18 protein-coding genes and 1 pseudogene are annotated in these 16994 nt (G+C 62.4%); 12 read left to right on the top strand and 7 right to left on the bottom strand.

The genetic code is table 11. The annotated features are described in order from the left end of the window. The first annotated feature begins 95 nt into the window (after positions 1–95). A complete protein-coding gene (gene fbaA / locus C2U30_RS10650) occupies positions 96–1175 on the top strand; it encodes a class II fructose-bisphosphate aldolase (protein WP_010675658.1) in 1080 nt (359 codons plus the stop codon). A 153-nt stretch (positions 1176–1328) separates the two neighbouring features. After that, a complete protein-coding gene (locus tag C2U30_RS10645; RefSeq protein ID WP_043154827.1) occupies positions 1329–2630 on the top strand; it encodes an NAD(P)/FAD-dependent oxidoreductase in 1302 nt (433 codons plus the stop codon). Positions 2631–2648: 18 nt separating this feature from the next. On the opposite strand, the gene C2U30_RS10640 is transcribed toward C2U30_RS10645, so the two are convergent. From C2U30_RS10640 to cutA, 3 genes are all read right to left on the bottom strand, one after another. Further along, on the bottom strand, positions 2649–3074 hold the full coding sequence (locus tag C2U30_RS10640) for a hypothetical protein (RefSeq protein ID WP_039040544.1): 426 nt from the start codon (positions 3072–3074) through the stop codon (positions 2649–2651). Between the two features lie 124 nt (positions 3075–3198). Then, entirely contained in the window at positions 3199–4977 is a 1779-nt protein-coding gene (locus C2U30_RS10635) for a protein-disulfide reductase DsbD (RefSeq protein ID WP_103243717.1), read from the bottom strand. Beyond that, complete coding sequence (cutA, locus tag C2U30_RS10630; RefSeq protein ID WP_010675653.1) at positions 4974–5291, bottom strand: divalent-cation tolerance protein CutA; 318 nt, start codon at positions 5289–5291, stop codon at positions 4974–4976. The genes C2U30_RS10635 and cutA overlap by 4 nt, the downstream gene beginning before the upstream one ends. A 183-nt stretch (positions 5292–5474) precedes the next feature. Between cutA and C2U30_RS10625 the strand changes: the two genes are divergently transcribed. Beyond that, on the top strand, positions 5475–5816 hold the full coding sequence (locus C2U30_RS10625; protein WP_010675652.1) for a hypothetical protein: 342 nt from the start codon (positions 5475–5477) through the stop codon (positions 5814–5816). 70 nt (positions 5817–5886) lie between these two features. Here C2U30_RS10625 and C2U30_RS10620 read toward each other — a convergent pair whose 3' ends face one another. Then, the gene (locus C2U30_RS10620; protein WP_442752131.1) at positions 5887–6267 is read right to left on the bottom strand and encodes a PACE efflux transporter; all 381 of its coding nucleotides are present in this window, start codon (positions 6265–6267) and stop codon (positions 5887–5889) included. A gap of 25 nt (positions 6268–6292) precedes the next feature. Here C2U30_RS10620 and C2U30_RS10615 point away from each other — a divergent pair. Next, positions 6293–7497, top strand: a protein-coding gene (locus C2U30_RS10615; RefSeq protein WP_103243716.1) for an IS3 family transposase whose coding sequence is annotated in 2 segments (ribosomal slippage) — positions 6293–6611 and positions 6611–7497 — 1206 coding nt in all. Because the reading frame shifts where the segments join, the coding sequence is not laid out codon by codon here. Positions 7498–7536: 39 nt separating this feature from the next. Here C2U30_RS10615 and C2U30_RS10610 read toward each other — a convergent pair. Further along, positions 7537–7662: pseudogene (locus C2U30_RS10610) on the bottom strand (chlorhexidine efflux transporter); the annotation flags it as partial. A gap of 124 nt (positions 7663–7786) precedes the next feature. On the opposite strand from C2U30_RS10610, the gene C2U30_RS10605 reads away from it, so the two are divergent. Continuing rightward, entirely contained in the window at positions 7787–8668 is an 882-nt protein-coding gene (locus C2U30_RS10605) for a LysR family transcriptional regulator (RefSeq protein WP_103243715.1), read from the top strand. A gap of 7 nt (positions 8669–8675) precedes the next feature. Here the strand turns inward: C2U30_RS10605 and ygfZ are convergent, their stop codons facing one another. Further along, positions 8676–9587, bottom strand: coding sequence for a tRNA-modifying protein YgfZ (ygfZ, locus tag C2U30_RS10600; RefSeq protein WP_182951366.1), 912 nt, complete (start codon positions 9585–9587; stop codon positions 8676–8678). Positions 9588–9700: 113 nt separating this feature from the next. On the opposite strand from ygfZ, the gene C2U30_RS10595 reads away from it, so the two are divergent. Beyond that, the gene (locus C2U30_RS10595; RefSeq protein WP_041213909.1) at positions 9701–9970 is read left to right on the top strand and encodes an FAD assembly factor SdhE; all 270 of its coding nucleotides are present in this window, start codon (positions 9701–9703) and stop codon (positions 9968–9970) included. 58 nt (positions 9971–10028) lie between these two features. Continuing rightward, a complete protein-coding gene (locus C2U30_RS10590) occupies positions 10029–10400 on the top strand; it encodes a protein YgfX (RefSeq protein WP_103243714.1) in 372 nt (123 codons plus the stop codon). A gap of 103 nt (positions 10401–10503) precedes the next feature. Here C2U30_RS10590 and nadB read toward each other — a convergent pair whose 3' ends face one another. Then, the gene (nadB, locus tag C2U30_RS10585) at positions 10504–12111 is read right to left on the bottom strand and encodes an L-aspartate oxidase (RefSeq protein ID WP_048208412.1); all 1608 of its coding nucleotides are present in this window, start codon (positions 12109–12111) and stop codon (positions 10504–10506) included. A 181-nt stretch (positions 12112–12292) separates the two neighbouring features. Here nadB and rpoE point away from each other — a divergent pair, with 181 nt between their 5' ends. The 5 genes from rpoE (at position 12293) to lepA (ending at position 16991) form a co-directional block, all read left to right on the top strand. After that, entirely contained in the window at positions 12293–12874 is a 582-nt protein-coding gene (gene rpoE / locus C2U30_RS10580) for an RNA polymerase sigma factor RpoE (RefSeq protein WP_010675645.1), read from the top strand. 22 nt (positions 12875–12896) lie between these two features. Then, the gene (locus C2U30_RS10575; protein ID WP_041211670.1) at positions 12897–13484 is read left to right on the top strand and encodes a sigma-E factor negative regulatory protein; all 588 of its coding nucleotides are present in this window, start codon (positions 12897–12899) and stop codon (positions 13482–13484) included. Positions 13485–13505: 21 nt separating this feature from the next. Then, entirely contained in the window at positions 13506–14486 is a 981-nt protein-coding gene (locus C2U30_RS10570) for a MucB/RseB C-terminal domain-containing protein (protein ID WP_010675643.1), read from the top strand. A 90-nt stretch (positions 14487–14576) separates the two neighbouring features. Then, positions 14577–15038 (top strand): SoxR reducing system RseC family protein, encoded by a 462-nt coding sequence (locus C2U30_RS10565; protein WP_039040538.1) that lies wholly within the window; start codon positions 14577–14579, stop codon positions 15036–15038. 159 nt (positions 15039–15197) lie between these two features. Next, positions 15198–16991 carry a translation elongation factor 4 gene (gene lepA, locus C2U30_RS10560; RefSeq protein ID WP_103243713.1) on the top strand — a complete coding sequence of 598 codons (1794 nt, stop codon included), beginning with the start codon at positions 15198–15200 and terminating at the stop codon, positions 16989–16991. Positions 16992–16994: the final 3 nt, after the last annotated feature.

Genomic DNA, 16994 nt, shown 5'->3' with positions numbered 1-16994 from the left:
AAAGCCTCCCGTTTCGTTTATCATGTGCCCGCTGTGCCGGTTCATGATGAACCCCCCACTTTTTATTAACGGCATACGAGACAGGACGATTAAACATGTCTAAGAAAATTTTCGACTTCGTAAAACCCGGCGTGATCACTGGTGATGACGTTCAGAAAGTGTTCGCCATCGCCAAGGAAAACGGCTTCGCTCTGCCGGCCGTCAACTGCGTCGGTACCGACTCCGTGAACGCCGTGCTGGAAGCTGCTGCCAAGGTCAAAGCCCCGGTTATCGTACAGTTCTCCAACGGTGGTGCCGTGTTCACCGCCGGCAAGGGTCTGAAGCTGGAAGGCCAGCAAGCTGCCATCCTGGGTGCCATCTCCGGTGCCAAGCACGTGCACGCCGTTGCCGAAGCCTACGGTGTACCGGTGATCCTGCACACCGACCACGCCGCCAAGAAGCTGCTGCCGTGGATCGACGGTCTGCTGGATGCTGGTGAGAAGCACTTCGCCGAAACCGGCAAGCCGCTGTTCTCCTCCCACATGCTGGATCTGTCTGAAGAGTCTCTGGAAGAGAACATCGACATCTGCTGCGAGTACCTGACCCGCATGGCCAAGATGAACATGACTCTGGAGCTGGAACTGGGCTGCACCGGCGGTGAAGAAGACGGCGTGGACAACAGCCACCTGGACCAATCCTCCCTGTACACCCAGCCGGAAGACGTGGCCTACGCCTACGAGCGTCTGTCCAAGATCAGCCCGCGCTTCACCATCGCTGCCTCCTTCGGCAACGTGCACGGTGTGTACAAGCCGGGTAACGTTAAGCTGACTCCGAAGATCCTGGACAACTCCCAGAAGTACGTCTCCGAGAAGTTCGGTCTGCCTGCCAAGTCCCTGGACTTCGTGTTCCACGGTGGCTCCGGCTCTACCCTGGAAGAGATCCGCGAATCCATCTCCTACGGCGTGGTGAAGATGAACATCGACACCGACACCCAGTGGGCGACCTGGGAAGGCGTGCTGAACTTCTACAAGTCCAACGAAGCCTACCTGCAAGGCCAGCTGGGCAACCCGGAAGGTGCCGACAAGCCGAACAAGAAGTTCTACGATCCGCGCGTATGGCTGCGTGCCGGTCAGACTTCCATGATCGCGCGTCTGGAGAAGGCCTTCTCCGACCTGAACGCCATCGACGTACTGTAATTCGCAGCACCTTGATTGCATGAAAAGGCGCCCTTCGGGGCGCCTTTTGCATTTCTGTGATCCTGACGGGCTGGATTGGGGATGGGGGGCTGAGTATTATCGATGACACCCGTTTAATTTAGTAAACGAATGCAACCAGGCAGGATGCTGAGCATGCAGACAGGAAGACAGGGACATCAGGAACACACGGCCTCCTATTACGCGGCCACTCGCAACGACCATCGGCAGTGGCCCGAGCTCAGTGGTGAACTGGATGCGGACGTTTGCGTCATCGGTGGCGGTTTCACTGGCCTCAACACCGCCATCAATCTGGCCGATGCCGGTTACAAGGTGGTGCTGCTGGAGGCCAACCGCATCGGCTGGGGAGCGTCGGGGCGCAACGGCGGCCAGCTGATCCGCGGCATCGGTCACGATACCAGCCAGTTCGCCCGCTGGATTGGCGAGGCGGGCGTGCGGGAGCTGGATCTCATGGGGATCGAAGCGGTGCAGCTGGTGCGCGAGCGGGTCGAGCGTTTCAATATCGAGTGCGATCTCACTTGGGGCTATTGCGATCTCGCCACCAAGGCGCGCCACTTGAAGGGGTTCGAGGAGGATGCCGAGCACCTGGCGAGCCTGGGTTACCGGCCCGCACTGAAAATGGTGGCACGGGAGGAGATGCACACCGTGGTCGGGTCGGATCGCTATATCGGCGGGATGATCGACATGGGCTCCGGTCACCTGCATCCTCTCAACCTGGCCCTCGGCGAAGCGCGTGCGGCAGCCAGTCTCGGGGTCTCCCTGTTCGAACACTCAAGGGTGACCCACATCGACTACGGCGAGCGGGTCGAGGTGACCACGGCCCACGGCCGGGTCAGCGCGGACTACCTGGTGATCGGCTGCAACGCTTACCTGGGCGACCTCCAGCCCGATCTCGGGGGCAAGGTGCTGCCAGCAGGCTCCTACATTCTCGCCACCCAGGTGCTGGAGAAGCGCCTGCGCCAGCGCTTGCTGCCACAGAACATGGCGGTGTGCGATCAGAATGTGGCGCTCGACTACTATCGGCTGTCGGCGGACGGTCGCCTGCTGTTTGGCGGTGCCTGCAACTACTCGGGCCGTGACCCCCGTGATATCAAGGCCTTCATGCTGCCCAAGCTGCTGCGGGTCTTCCCCGAGCTCGCGGGTACCGCCATCGAGTTCCAGTGGGGGGGCATGATAGGCATAGGCGCCAACCGGCTGCCCCAGATAGGCCGCCTCGAGCAGCATCCCAACGTCTTCTATGCCCAGGCCTATTCGGGCCATGGCCTCAATGCCACCCACATGGCGGGCAAGCTGGTGGCGGAGGCGATCAAGGGGGAGAGCCGGGGCTTCGATCTCTTCAGCCGCGTCCCCCACATGACCTTCCCGGGTGGCCCGGCGCTGCGCTCTCCGCTGCTGGCGCTCGGGATGCTCTGGTATCGGCTGAAGGATCTGCTCTAGGGGGAGGGGGGCTCGGGATTATCCCTGCTGGGTCGCGTCTGGCTCGGCCAGGCGCCAGCCCTGCTCCGTCTTCATCATCCAGACCTGGGTCTCCTGCGCCAGGGCCTGGCCTGCCTCGAAGTCGCCATATTTGCGCTCGAGCTCCATCAGCCCCATCTCCTGCTGGAAGGGGCCGACCCTGTCATAGACGAGATCCTCGTCGTGCAGCACCTGCAACTGATCCAGTCCCTGCTTGAAGTGGAGCTGGTAGCTCACCTTGACCAGATAGACCCCCTCCATCCGCTCCTCCTTGCCGAGCACGGCGAAGTCGCGGATGTCGAACAGGTCAGCATCCGTGCCCGCCTGCAACCTGGCGGTGACCTGGCTCTGGATGGTCTCTTCACCGGGACCTGCGTTGCAGCCATAAAGCCAGAGGGCCAGCAGGGGGATGAACCACTTTTTCATCAAAACTCCGGACGAACGAGACGGGAAAGCGCAAATATTGCCACGGCGTCGGTCATATACAAGGGATTGCCGGAAAAATGGCGGTCAAACCGGGGGCCCACACGGTTGCATGGGCCACCCGGTATCAGCGCAGCTTGTCCAGCTGGCCGAGAAATTCGGCAGGCCCCATGAAGCCGGTCACCCGCTGGCCGTTCACCTCGTTGCCATCGCGATCGAAGAAGATGAGGGTCGGCAATCCCAGCACGTTGAGGCCGTTGAGCAGATCCACGTCGGCGTCGTCGTTGGCGGTGACGTCCGCCTGCAGCAGCACCATCTCGCTGAAGCGCGCCTGCACATCGGGGTCGCTGAAGGTCTTGTGCTCGAACTCCTTGCAGGCCACGCACCAGTCGGCGTAGAGATCCAGCAGCACCGGCTTGCCGCGGGCGGCGGCGAGCTGCACCTTGAGATCGTCCAGGGTCTTGATGCGGATGAATCGGGGGGCCTGGGTCTGGGCGGCGGCATTGGCCCCCTCGGGTGGCAGCAGCAGATCCTTGCCCACCACCACCAGACCCATCATCGCCAGCAGCAGGACGAAGCCGCCGAGGCTCTTGCCCACCGAATGGGCGCGATGCTGGTTGTGGTGATAGAGATAACCGCACAGCACCAGCCCCCAGCCGAGCCAGAGCAGGGTGGCCACCTGATCGCTCAGGAGCCTTGAGAGCAGCAGGATGGGTACCGCCAGCAGCGCAAAACCAAAGAGTTGCTTGATCACATCCATCCAGGCGCCGGCCCTGGGCAGCAGCTTGCCGCCAGAGGTGCCGAGCAAGAGCAGCGGCAGCCCCATGCCCAGGGAGAGGGCATAGAGGGCCGCACCGCCGAGCCAGAGGTCGCCACTCTGGGCCACGTAGATAAGGGCCCCGGAGAGCGGCGCCGTGGTGCAGGGGGAGCAGACCAGTCCCGAGATCATGCCCATGATGGCAACGCCGGCCACGGATCCGCCCTGCTGGCGGTTGGAGAAGCCCGAGAGACGGGTTTGCAGGCTGCTCGGCAGTTGCAGGGTGTAGAGCCCGAACATGGAGAGGGCGAGCAGCACGAACATCACCGAGAGGCCGATGAGCACATAGGGGTGCTGAAGGGCCGCCTGGAATTGCAGGCCCGCCGAGGCGACGACGAGCCCGAGCAGGGTATAGGTGACCGCCATCCCCTGCACATAGACAAAGGAGAGCAGGAAGGCGCGACGGGTGGAGAGGCGATGCCCGGCCCCGGCGATGATCCCGGTCAGGATGGGATACATGGGGAAGACGCAGGGGGTGAAGGCGAGGCCGAGACCCAGGGCGAAGAAGGCGGCGACGCTGATCCAGAACCCCTGGCTGCCGAGGGCGGCCGCCAGCCTGTCCTGCTGGCTGCCCGGCACGTCGGTGCCCTGAAGGCTGGCCGGCGCTTCCGCCCGGGCGGGGGCGGCGAGGGGCTCGACGGCGATCCGCTTGTCGGTCGGTGGGTAGCAGAGTCCCTCGGTACAGCCCTGGTAACTCAGAGTGAGGCTGGCCGCGTCCCCGACCCGGGTCAGTGCCACGGGGATCTGCACCTCCTGGTAATAGACCCGGCTCTTGCCGAAGAAGTCATCCTCGTGCTCGGTGCCGGGGGGCAGGACGGGCTCGTCGAAGGCGAGGTTCTCTCCCTTCACACGGATACTGTGGCGATAGAGGTAGTAGCCGTCGGCGATGCGTATCCGGAGCAGCAGCCGATCACCCTGTTGTTCGCTCTCGAGGGCGAAGGCCTGATCCACCTTGAGGAATCTGGGCTGGGTCTCGATGCCGAGGCTGCCGAGCAGATCCTGGCTGCTGGCCCGGGCGGGGGCCGTCGTCAGGACGCAGAGCAGGCCCAGCAGTATCAGCAGGAAGGAGAGGGGGCGAGAGGCGGTCATGAGGTCTCCTGTGTCAACCAGTCGAGATAGGCAGGGTGGCCCTGGCTTGCCGGGAGCGCCAGGATCTCCGGTACCTCGTAGGGATGGTGGGCGAGAATGCACTGGCGCAGGGGTTCGAACAGCGCGGCCCGACTCTTGATGACGAGCTGGATCTCCCGGGTTCGTTCCGTCTTGCCCTGCCAGCGATAGACGGAGGTGACCCCGGGCAGCTGGTTGATGCAGGCGGCGAGGCGCTGGTCGAGCAGTTGCTCGCAGAGGCGGTCTGCACTGGTCTCGTCGGGGCAGGTGCAGAGCACCAGAATGGCGTCGGTCATAGGGATGGACGGTCTCGGCAACGGGGCGCACGGGCCCCCTGGATCAGCCGTTACTATACCGGGCCGGGGGGCAAATAGCACCCGGCCCCCCGCACCCGGAATAAGTCATGCGCCCGAGATGGACGCTGTGAAAAGGACAGGGCAGAATGAGCGGGCTTGTTCCAATTCTACGTAAGGAAATGTATGACCCAACAGAATGAGCAGCAGAGAAACCGCATGTTGAGCCTGTTGCGTGAAGGGGAGCGCCGCATGCTGGTGCAACTGGCCGGTCTGCTGCGTACCAGTGTCGACGAGATCAATGCGGAGCTGGAAAAAGAGGAGCTGTTGTCGGCGTTGGAGCAACCCATCACGGTGGAGTACCTCAACGGCGTGGTGCAGCATCATCTGTTCGAGCGCCTGCACAAGGGGGACATGGTGGCGGCCCAGCGCATGCTGAACCAGTACCAGAGCGACCTCGAAGCCATGATGCGCCAGGAAACCAGGCAGGACGATACCCCGCCGGAAGAGGTCAAGGCCCAGGCCTGACCCCGCGAGGCCCTCTTCAGCACCATCATGCCATCGCATGATGGTGCCTCGCCCTTACCCCTCGAATCGCTTATCCCAGCGCCTTCTGCACCTGTCCCATGGGAATGGGGAACACCTTGTCGTAACTCCAGTTGTAGACGAAGGCATAGACCAGGTAGAAGAGCACGAAGCCCATATCCAGCACCAGCGCCTCCAGCAGGCCGATGTCGAGCCACCAGGACATCACCGGCAGGGCCACGATCAGCAGGCCCCCCTCGAACCCCAGGGTGTGCAGCACACGCTGCCACAGCGCCTTGTGGGTGTGGCCCTGATAGCGCAGCAGCAGCTTGTCCACCCCGATGTTGTAGACATAGTTCCAGACGGTGGCGACCACCGAGAAGAACAGTAGATTGGCCCCTTGAAGATCCAGACACTTCGCCCCTCTTAATTTAAGAGGTAGTCTTGGAACTATGTTCAGTACTAGTCGCAACGAGAAAATGGTCGAAGTGTTAACAGGGGCTGAGCGCCGTCGACGCCGGACTCCGCAGGAAAAGATCTCCATCGTGCAGCAGACCTTTGAGCCCGGAATGACCGTATCTCATGTCGCTCGCTTGCACGACGTCAACGCCAACCAGCTTTTCAAATGGCGTAAACAATTCCAGGAAGGCTCTCTCACGGCGATCACCGCCGGTGAGGATGTTGTTCCAGCCTCCGAGTTGGCTGCTGCCATCAAGCAGATCCGAGAGCTCCAGCGTCTGCTCGGGAAGAAGACCATGGAGAACGAGATCCTCAAAGAAGCCGTGGAGTATGGTCGAGCAAAAAAATGGATTGCGCATGCGCCCTTGTTGCCGGGGGACGACGATTAAGTGCTGTGAGCCAGGCCCTTAATGTATCGCGTGCGCAGCTATCCGTTCGTGTTCATCGCAAACCAGGTTGGCAAGATGGTCGTCATCATCGCCAGCGTGATGATGCAGCCTTACTTGGCCGTATCATGGAGGCGATGGCAGAACTTCCCTCCTATGGCTATCGCCGGGTCTGGGCGCTGTTACGGCGTCAGTCAGAGGCAACAAGACAGCCTGTAGTAAACGCCAAACGGGTATATCGCGTCATGAGAGAGCATGGCCTGCTGCTGGAAAGAAAACCGGCTGCACCATTGGCCCAGCAGGCACATAAGGGGCGTGTTGCCGTCAAAGATAGCAATCGACGTTGGTGCTCGGATGGCTTCGAGTTTCGCTGCGATAACGGTGAAAAACTACGAGTCACGTTCGCCATGGACTGCTGCGATAGGGAGGCGTTGGACTGGGCTGCCAGCACCGGGGGTTACGACAGTGACACGGTGCAAGATGTCATGCTGAGATCTGTCGAACGACGCTTCGGGGATGCGTTGCCGGCATCACCGGTGGAGTGGCTGACTGATAATGGCTCGGCGTATCGAGCCCATGAGACCCGCGCGTTTGCACGAGAAATCGGGTTGGAGCCCAGAACGACGGCGGTGAGAAGCCCACAGAGCAACGGTATAGCGGAGAGCTTCGTGAAGACGATGAAGCGAGACTATATCGAGATGATGCCGAAACCAGATAGCCGAACAGCGGTAGGCAATTTGGCCATCGCGTTTGAGCATTATAACGAACACCACCCGCACAGCGCCTTGGGATACCGTTCACCTCGGGAATTTCTGCGCAGTCGGGTATCACAACCCTAAGCGGGAAAAAGTGTCTGGATCTATGGGGTCAAATCCAAACAGGGCCAGGGGGCCCATGTGGTTGAGCCCGACGCCGGTCACCCAGCTGGCCAGCGGAGCGGCGATCAGCAGGCCAATCAATTCGAAGCCGATGGCGTGGCGCAGGCGGTCACGGGTCGTACGCATGGTCTGTCTCTCTCTTTGGTCAGGGAATGGCGGCAATGTATCGCCAAAACCGGATAGATTCACGCTGGTATCTATCGCTAAAATAGATAGATGTGACGACACAACTGCACGGCGGAGCAGGCTCATGACCCCTTCACTGGAACACTTCAAGGCATTGCTGACGACGGCCGAGACCGGGTCGTTCTCGGCGGCTGCGCGCAGGCTGGGCAAGGCCCAGTCGGTGGTGAGTGCCGCCATCGCCAACCTGGAGATCGATCTCGGCCTTGCGTTGTTCGATCGCAGCGGCCGCTATCCCGTGCTGACCGAGGCGGGTGCCCGCATCTGTCAGGAGGCAGGGGTGCTGCTGGCCCAGAGCGAGCGACTGCAGGCCATCGCCGGCGAACTGGCCAACGGCGTCGAGTCGCGCCTCACCCTGGCCATCGACGATGACTCCCACCTGCCCTGGCTTGGCTCCCTGCTGGAGGAGTTCGCCAGCCGTTACCCGGCGGTGGAGCTGGAGCTGTTGTTCCCGCTGATGGAGGACGTGACCGAGCTGCTCAAGAGCGGCCGTGCCCAGCTCGGCATCAGCTATCAGAAGGCGCACCCCGAGCGGGAGCTGGTCTCCCGCTCCCTGGGGACGGTCACCATGCCCCTGGTGGTCTCTCCGGATCACCCCCTGGCCCACAAGACGCCGTTGAAGGAGAGCGACCTGCAAGGGGCTCGCCAGTTGATGGTGACCGGACGGCGGGAGGGGACGGAGCGCCATCGCTTCCGTCTCTCGGCGCAAGTATGGTGGGTGGAGGGGGATCTCGGGATCCTGGAGCTGGTGAAACTGGGGCTGGGATGGGCGGCGGTGCCCGAGTTTCTGCTGCACCGGCCCCTGGCGCGGGGGGAGCTGGTGGTGCTCAAGCCGGACTTCATCGCCGAGGCGGAACTGGCGCTGGAGTTGCAGTGGTATCGCGCCCGCCCGCTCGGGCAGGCGGGGCGCTGGTTGCAGGAGGCACTGCTGGCGCGGGTGCCTCGCTAGGGGGGATTCAGTCGATCAACGCGTAGGGCAGGGGTTGCAAACTGAGGCTGGAGCCCTCTTCCAGCTTGAGGCGGAAGCGGGCGTCGGCCTCGGTGTCCTTGGGCAGCACGGCGGTGAGCCACACCTGACCCTGCTGCTGCCAGGCGTTGAGCACCAGACCGCTGCGGCGCCAGTTGTCACCGAGCTGGATCTCCAGGGTGTCACCGCTGGCCACCTGCGTTGCGGCCGTGCCGCTCAGCACGAAGAGGGCGCGGTTGTTGGCGCCGCGATACTTGGCGCGCGCCACCGTCTCCTGCCCCATGTAGCAGCCCTTGTTGAAGCTGATGCCATCAAGGGCTTGCAGGTTCAGCATCTGGGGGATGTATTCCCCCTGATGGACCGCTTCCAGATGGGGGAGACCGGCTTTGATTTCCAGCCCCCACCAGAGTCCTTCGTCGCCCACCGGCAGGTTCAGGGCCAGCGGGGATGTGCTCGCCAGCAGCCAGCGGTCCGCCTCCACCCTGACTGCCATGCCGCCCTCCACCAGACCGGTGCCGGTCAGCGCGAAGTGCTGTGCCATCCAGTCGTCCGTCCCCTGACCGGCCAGTCCGGTCAGGCTGCCCTGAAACTCGCCGATCTCGACCTTGGCAAAGATCGCAAACTTCTTGAGCTCCGGCAGCTGGCGGGCCAGCACCGAGGGCTTGGTCAGCATCAGCAGGCTGTCTTCCAGGCAGAGCAGGCGAAAATCGCTCCACAGCTTGCCCTTGGGATCGCAGTGGCCGCCGAGGGTGCTCTGGCCCGGTTGCAGGGCGTTGACGTCGCAGGTGACCTGACCTTGCAGATACTTGGCGCGATCCGGGCCGCCGAGGCGGGTGATGGCCAGATTGGTCAGGGAAAACAGGGTCGGCTCGGCAGGAAGAAGAGGGGTCGGCAGGCTCACGATGGGATTCCAGAGACAGAAAGTATGTGACCTGCATGGTAAAGACGTAAGGAATGTTTGTCAGCCGGAAAATCCTGCTGCTACCATTCCCCGGTCTTTGTAAGGAGAGTTCCATGTTGAACCCAAGTGAGAAGTCCCGCCTGAAGTGGGCCTGCCGTCGCGGCATGCTCGAGCTGGATGTGATCTTTATGCCCTTCTTTGAGCACGAGTTCGATGGCCTCGGCGAGGCCGAACAGCGCACCTTCATCCGCCTGCTGGAGTGCGAGGATCCCGAGCTGTTCCGCTGGTGCATGGGTCACGGCGTGCCCGAGGATCCCGATTTTGCCGCCATGATCCCCCTGATCCTCGAGCGCAACCAGGCCCGCCACGACAGCCTGCGCTGAGCCCGACTCGCGACCGCCACCCCTCATGGCCAGCCTCGCGTCTCCCCAGCGGGTAGTGATGCCCGTGATCGCCTCCCGCCAGCAGCGTCTGCTGCTGTGCATCCTGTTTCTGTTGCTGCTCTTGCCCGTCGCCAGCCTGATCCAGGGCTGGCAATGGGGGCTGTTCCTCCCTGTCTGGGGGCTGGGCCTGTGGCGCGCGTTGCGCCGCCATCCGGCGGCGAGCGGCGTGCTCGTCTGGGATGGGGAGTGGCTCGAGTGGCAAGGGGCGCGCCATCGGCTGGATCCCCGCAGCCGCATCCTGCCCGGGGTGCTCTGGTTGCGGCTGAAGACGGTGGAGGGCTCCGAGGGGCAGCTCTGGCTCTTCTCCGATGCTCTGGCCCCTGCACACTACCGCACCCTGGCCCGCGCCATCCACCTCGCTGTCCGCTAGGGGCGTCTCTCTCTACCTGCTACATCTGTCGCTCATAGCAGATGACCCCGCCTGGGCGGGGTCATCTGGGGGAGGGCATACGCCCGAATCGAACGCAACGGCCTTATTCCCGATCCGGGGTCAGCACGGTCGGCTTGGAGTCCGGCTGCATGTCCGGATAATCCAGGTTGTAGTGCAGACCGCGAGACTCCTTGCGCTCCAGGGCGCAGTTGACGATGAGCTCGGCCACCTGCAACAGGTTGCGCAGCTCCAGCAGGTTGTTGGAGACCCGGAAGTTGGCGTAGTACTCCTGCACCTCCTGCTTGAGCAGATCGATGCGACGCTTGGCCCGGGCCAGGCGCTTGTTGGTGCGCACTATGCCCACGTAGTCCCACATCATCAGCCGCAGCTCGTGCCAGTTGTGCTGGATCACCACCTGCTCGTCCGAGTCATCCACCTGGCTCTCGTCCCAGGCCGGCAGGCTGGGGGGCGCCACGCTGGTGGGCAGCTTGGCCAGGATGTCGGCTCCCGCCTGGTGGGCATAGACCACGCATTCGAGCAGGGAGTTGGAGGCCATGCGATTGGCGCCGTGCAACCCGGTATAGGTCACCTCGCCGATGGCATAGAGGCCGGGGATGTCGGTCTGGCCGTTGTTGTCGATCATCACGCCGCCACAGGTGTAGTGGGCCGCCGGGACGATGGGCATCGCCTCCTTGGTGATGTCGATACCGACCGCGAGGCAGCGCTCATAAATGGTCGGGAAGTGCTTGATGATGAAATCCGCCGGCTTGTGGCTGATGTCCAGATACATGCAATCCGCCCCGAGGCGCTTCATCTCGTGGTCGATGGCGCGGGCGACGATGTCCCGCGGGGCCAGCTCGGCCCGCTCGTCAAACTCCGGCATGAAGCGGCTGCCGTCGGGACGGCGCAGGTAGGCCCCCTCGCCACGCAGCGCTTCGGTCAGCAGGAAGTTGGGGTCGTCCGGGTGGAACAGGCTGGTGGGGTGGAACTGGTTGAACTCCAGGTTCGCCACCCGGCAGCCGGCGCGCCATGCCATGGCGATGCCGTCGCCAGAGCTCACATCGGGGTTGGAGGTGTACTGGTACACCTTGGAGGCACCGCCGGTGGCCAGTGCCACGAAGCGGGCGCGGATCACCTCGACCTGCTCGGCGTTGCGATTCCAGACATAGGCTCCCAGTACCTTGTTGCCCGGCAGACCCAGCTTGCGGGTGGTGATGAGATCGACCGCGTTGAAGCGCTCCATCAGCTGGATGTTGGGGTGGGCGCGCACCTGGTCGATCAGGGTGAGCTGCACCGCCTTGCCGGTGGCGTCGGCCGCGTGGAAGATGCGGCGATGGCTGTGGCCCCCTTCCCGGGTCAGGTGATAGTGGGATTCCCCCTCGGCATCCTCTTCCTGATCGAAGGGGACCCCTTGCTGAATGAGCCACTGGATGGAGTCGCGGGCGTTGCGGGCGGTGAACTCCACCACCGCCGGGTCGCACAACCCGGCGCCGGCGTTGAGCGTGTCGCTCACGTGGGATTCGATGCTGTCGGTCTCGTCGAACACGGCAGCGATGCCTCCTTGCGCATAGAGAGTGGCCCCCTCACTGATGGGCCCCTTGCTCAGAACCAGGACTTTGGCCTGGTCTGCCAATCGCAACGCGAGGGACAGACCGGCGGCACCGCTGCCAATGATGAGTACGTCGCAAAGGTATTCAACACTTGCTTTCATAAGTATCATTGGCCTGGATTAAGAACTGGCCCCATGGTAGCCCAAGGGGGGTTGTGATGCAGCCCGCATCACATTTTTTTCAATGCAAGCGAACTTTCCCTGATTCCTCCTGTCTGAACTTGTGCGCTTAGAAGGGGCCGGAAAAGAAAAACGATAACCTGATGGGGGTTTTACGGCTCTGATGAGCGACCAGAATCTACTGGACGAACAGCTGGTTGAACGGGTCCAGCGTGGCGATAAAAATGCATTCAACCTGTTGGTACGCAAGTACCAGCACAAGGTGGTCAACCTGGTGGCCAGGTATGTCAACAATCCGGGCGATGTACCGGATGTGGCGCAGGAGGCATTCATCAAGGCCTACCGTGCGTTGCCGACATTCCGTGGCGAGAGCGCGTTTTACACCTGGTTGTACCGGATCGCCGTCAACACGGCCAAAAACTACCTGACGTCACAGGGGCGCAGACCGCCCAGCAGTGATGTCGAAGCGGACGAGGCTGAATATTATGGTGGTGGTGAAGCCCTGCAAGAGGTGGCCACCCCGGAAAACCTGGCGCTGACCGACGAGATCAAGCGCACCGTGTTTACCGCCATAGAAGCCTTGCCAGAAGATTTGAGAACGGCGATCACCCTTCGTGAAATGGAAGGGCTGAGCTACGAGGAGATTGCGGAGATCATGGATTGCCCGGTAGGTACGGTGAGATCCCGCATCTTCCGGGCGAGGGAAGCAATCGATAAAAAGCTGCAACCTCTGATCGAGCATTAACTGGGGAAAGACAGGCAAACTTATGGCAAATAAAGAGCAACTTTCAGCCCTGATGGATGGCGACCTCAGCGAAATCGAGGTACTGAACGAGCTGGGAACGGATCCCGCTCTGCAGGATACCTGGTCGCGTTACCATCTGATCGGTGATGCCATGCGGGGTGACCTGCCGGTCAATCTGCAACTGGATCTCAGCGACAGCATCATGCTGGCGCTGGAGGATGAACCCGCCATACTGGCGCCCAAGCCGGCACAGCCTGCTGCGCCCCAGGTGCAGCCCGCCGGCAAGGTGATCCCTTTCGTTCGCCGCTTTGGCCAGCAAGTGGGGCAGTATGCCATTGCCGCCTCCGTGGCTGCCGCCGTCATCTTCGGCGTGCAGCAGTACCAGGGCAAGGATGGTGTGCCGACCAGCCCGGTGCTCAATACCATACCCGTGGGTGGCAGTGCTGCGCCGGTGAGCGTGCACTATCCCCAGGATGGCAGCCGGACCGGTGTGCGTCAGCAAGGTCTGAGCGAGCAGCAGATGCAGGAGCAGCGCGAGCGCATCAATGCCTTCCTGCGCGACCATCAACTGCAACAGCGTCTGCTGCAAGACAAGCAGATTCAGGAATAACGCATTTTTAGGGATCAGATCGTGCGCCAGTCCAGCCGTATCCTGCTGGCCTCTCTCCTGTTGATTTGTGCCAAGGCCTCGGCCGACGATCTGTCGGCCGAGGCCTTGTTGCAGCAGATGCAGAGTGCCGTTTCGCAACAAAACTTCGAATTGTCCATGGTCAAGGCCCGCCAGGGGCGCCTCGAGCCTATCCGTTTCAGCCACGGGATCATCGATGGCAAGGAGGTGGCTCACTTGAGCTATCTCGACGGCAAGGCCGTGGAGTTCCTGCAACGCCAGAACGAATACACCTTCTTCGAAAACACCCATGAACCCTACACCCTCAAGGGGGCGCGTTTCCCCGGGGTCTGGTCGAGCCTGGTGAGGATGCCGCTGCCCCGGGTGATGGAGAGTTATGACCCCGTGCTGGCGGGCCGCAGCCGGGTGGCCGGCCTGGTGGCACAAGTGGTACGGCTGGTGCCCAAGGAGGCGGACAAGTACGGCTTCGTGCTCTGGATTGACGAACAGAGCCATCTGCTGCTGCGGGTGGACATGGTGGATCGGGAAGGAAATCTGGTGGAGCAGGTGCTGGGGGTGGATCTGGACAGGCAATCTGCGCCGGCCCCCTGGCTGGTCACCCTGGCACGCAGCAAGCTGCCGGATGCGCTGGCGCTGGAAGATGCCTATCCCGCTCCCCAGCAGACCCTCAACTGGCACCTGACCTGGTTGCCCGATGGCTTCAAGGTGCTCTCTCAGGATCGGCATCAGCTGGTCAGCACCAGTCTGCCGGTGGATTACATGATGCTCTCCGACGGGCTGGTGGATCTCTCCGTCTACGTTTCCCGGGTCGATCCCAAGCAGGCGGTGCGCCAGCAGTTGATTCGCCAGGGGGCCACCTCGCTGGTGAGCTTCGTCAACGAGGTCGGGGTAGAGATCACCGTGGTGGGCGAGGTGCCCGCCGAAACCGCCAAGCGCATCGCCGAGGCCGTGCAGCCGCTGGCCCGCAACGAGGCGGTGCAGTGAGTCTTTGCCGTGAGACTTGCCCTGAGGGTGCCGCCGTGCTGAGATCCGGTGCATCCACCGCCCCCTGTGAGGAGTCATCAGGTGAGTAACATGAGTGAAGAGCTGGCCACAGTAGTGGCCATCGACGGCAATCACGCCTGGGTGGAGTGCGAGCGGCGATCCGCCTGCAGCGGTTGCCACCAACAATCCAGCTGCGGGACCGGCACCGTCGCCAAGGCCTTTCCCATGAAGGCGCAGCGGCTGCGGGTCGCCCTCACCGGCGATGTAGCGGTGGGCCAGCAGATCCGCCTGGGCATCCCTCAGGCCAGCATCCTGCGCGGTGCGGCCCTGGTGTACGTGCTGCCGCTCTTCTGTCTGCTGCTGGGCGCCCTGCTCGGCCAGCTCTGGCTGGTGCCGCTCTTGTCGGCGGGAGAGGGGGTGACCATCCTCTGCTGTCTGCTGGGCGGCGCCATCGGATTTTTACTGGTTCGTTACTTTTCTGACCGGCTCGAGCAGGGGGAATACGGTCCCCGCATGCTCGGGGTGGTGCTCAATACCCGTCATCTCTCTTGAGGGGCCTGGTCTGGCGGAGGGCATCCAGGTGCCCAACGCCCGCCAGACAAGGCGCTATTTGTGGGGCCCGCCGACTAAAGATTGGCCGTCGACCGGGTTATCCAGTAAAATCCTGCCCTCATATCCGACCCTAACTTAATTTTGAGTGATTCTTGCTCGATGAAACACATTCGTAACTTTTCGATTATTGCGCACATCGACCACGGTAAGTCGACCCTGTCGGACCGTTTGATCCAGACTTGCGGCGGCCTGTCCGATCGCGAGATGCAGGCCCAGGTGCTGGACTCCATGGATCTGGAGCGCGAGCGCGGCATTACCATCAAGGCACAGAGTGTGACCCTGAACTACCAGGCACAAGACGGTAACACCTATCAGCTGAACTTTATCGACACCCCGGGCCACGTGGATTTCTCCTACGAGGTTTCTCGCTCCCTGGCTGCCTGTGAAGGGGCACTGCTGGTGGTGGATGCCGGTCAGGGGGTTGAGGCACAGACTCTGGCCAACTGCTACACCGCCATGGAAATGGAGCTGGAAGTGGTGCCGGTGCTGAACAAGATTGACCTGCCGGCCGCAGAGCCCGAGCGGGTTGCCGAGGAGATCGAGGACATCGTCGGCATCGATGCGGTGGACGCGGTGCGCTGCTCCGCCAAGACCGGCCTCGGTGTCGATCTGGTGCTGGAAGAGATCGTCGCCAAGATCCCGTCCCCGGAAGGGGATCCGGGGGCGCCGCTGCAGGCGCTGATCATCGACTCCTGGTTCGACTCCTACCTCGGGGTCGTGTCGCTCGTGCGGATCAAGAACGGTTCCCTGAAGAAGAACGACAAGATCAAGGTGATGAGCACCGGTCAGGTATGGGGTGTGGATCGCATCGGTATCTTCACGCCGAAGCAGGTGGACACCGACGGCCTGGGTTGTGGCGAGGTAGGTTGGGTCGTCTGCGGCATCAAAGACATCCACGGTGCGCCGGTGGGGGATACCCTGACCCTGGCCAAGCACGGTGCCGAGAAGGCGCTGGCCGGCTTCAAGAAGGTGAAGCCCCAGGTCTATGCGGGCCTGTTCCCCATCTCCAGTGATGACTACGAGTCCTTCCGCGATGCGCTGGAGAAGCTCTCCCTCAACGATGCCTCCCTGTTCTACGAACCGGAGAGCTCCACGGCGCTGGGCTTCGGCTTCCGCTGCGGCTTCCTCGGGATGCTGCACATGGAGATCATCCAGGAGCGTCTGGAGCGTGAATACGATCTGGATCTCATCACCACCGCGCCGACCGTGGTCTACGAGATCGAGCTGAACGATGGCTCCACCATCCACATCGACAGCCCGGCCCAGATGCCCGCCATCAACAACATCAAGGAGATGCGCGAGCCCATCGCCGAGTGTCACATCCTGCTGCCGCAGGAGTACATGGGCAACGTCATCACCCTCTGCATCGAGAAGCGCGGCGTACAGACCAACATGGTCTACCACGGCAAGCAGGTGGCGCTGACCTACGAGATCCCGATGGCGGAAGTGGTGCTCGACTTCTTCGACCGTCTGAAGTCCACCAGTCGCGGCTACGCCTCCCTGGACTACGGCTTCAAGCGCTTCGAAACCTCCGACATGGTCCGTCTGGACATCATGATCAACGGCGAGCGGGTCGACGCCCTGGCCATCATCACCCACAAGGAGAACGCCCAGTATCGCGGTCGCCAGGTGGTGGAGAAGATGCGCGAGCTGATCCCGCGCCAGATGTTCGACATCGCCATCCAGGCCGCCATCGGCAACCAGATCATCGCCCGCAGCACCGTCAAGGCATTGCGTAAAGACGTCACCGCCAAGTGCTACGGTGGTGACGTGAGCCGGAAGAAGAAGCTGCTGAACAAGCAGAAAGAAGGCAAGAAGCGGATGAAGTCCCTGGGCCGTGTGGACGTGCCGCAAGAGGCCTTCCTCGCCATTCTCCACGTCGGAAAGGATTAATCG

Source organism: Aeromonas sp. ASNIH5 (assembly GCF_002902865.1).
GTDB lineage: Bacteria > Pseudomonadota > Gammaproteobacteria > Enterobacterales > Aeromonadaceae > Aeromonas > Aeromonas caviae.
Note: the sequence above shows the minus strand (reverse complement) of the source record. Positions and strands in the feature narration are given on the sequence as shown.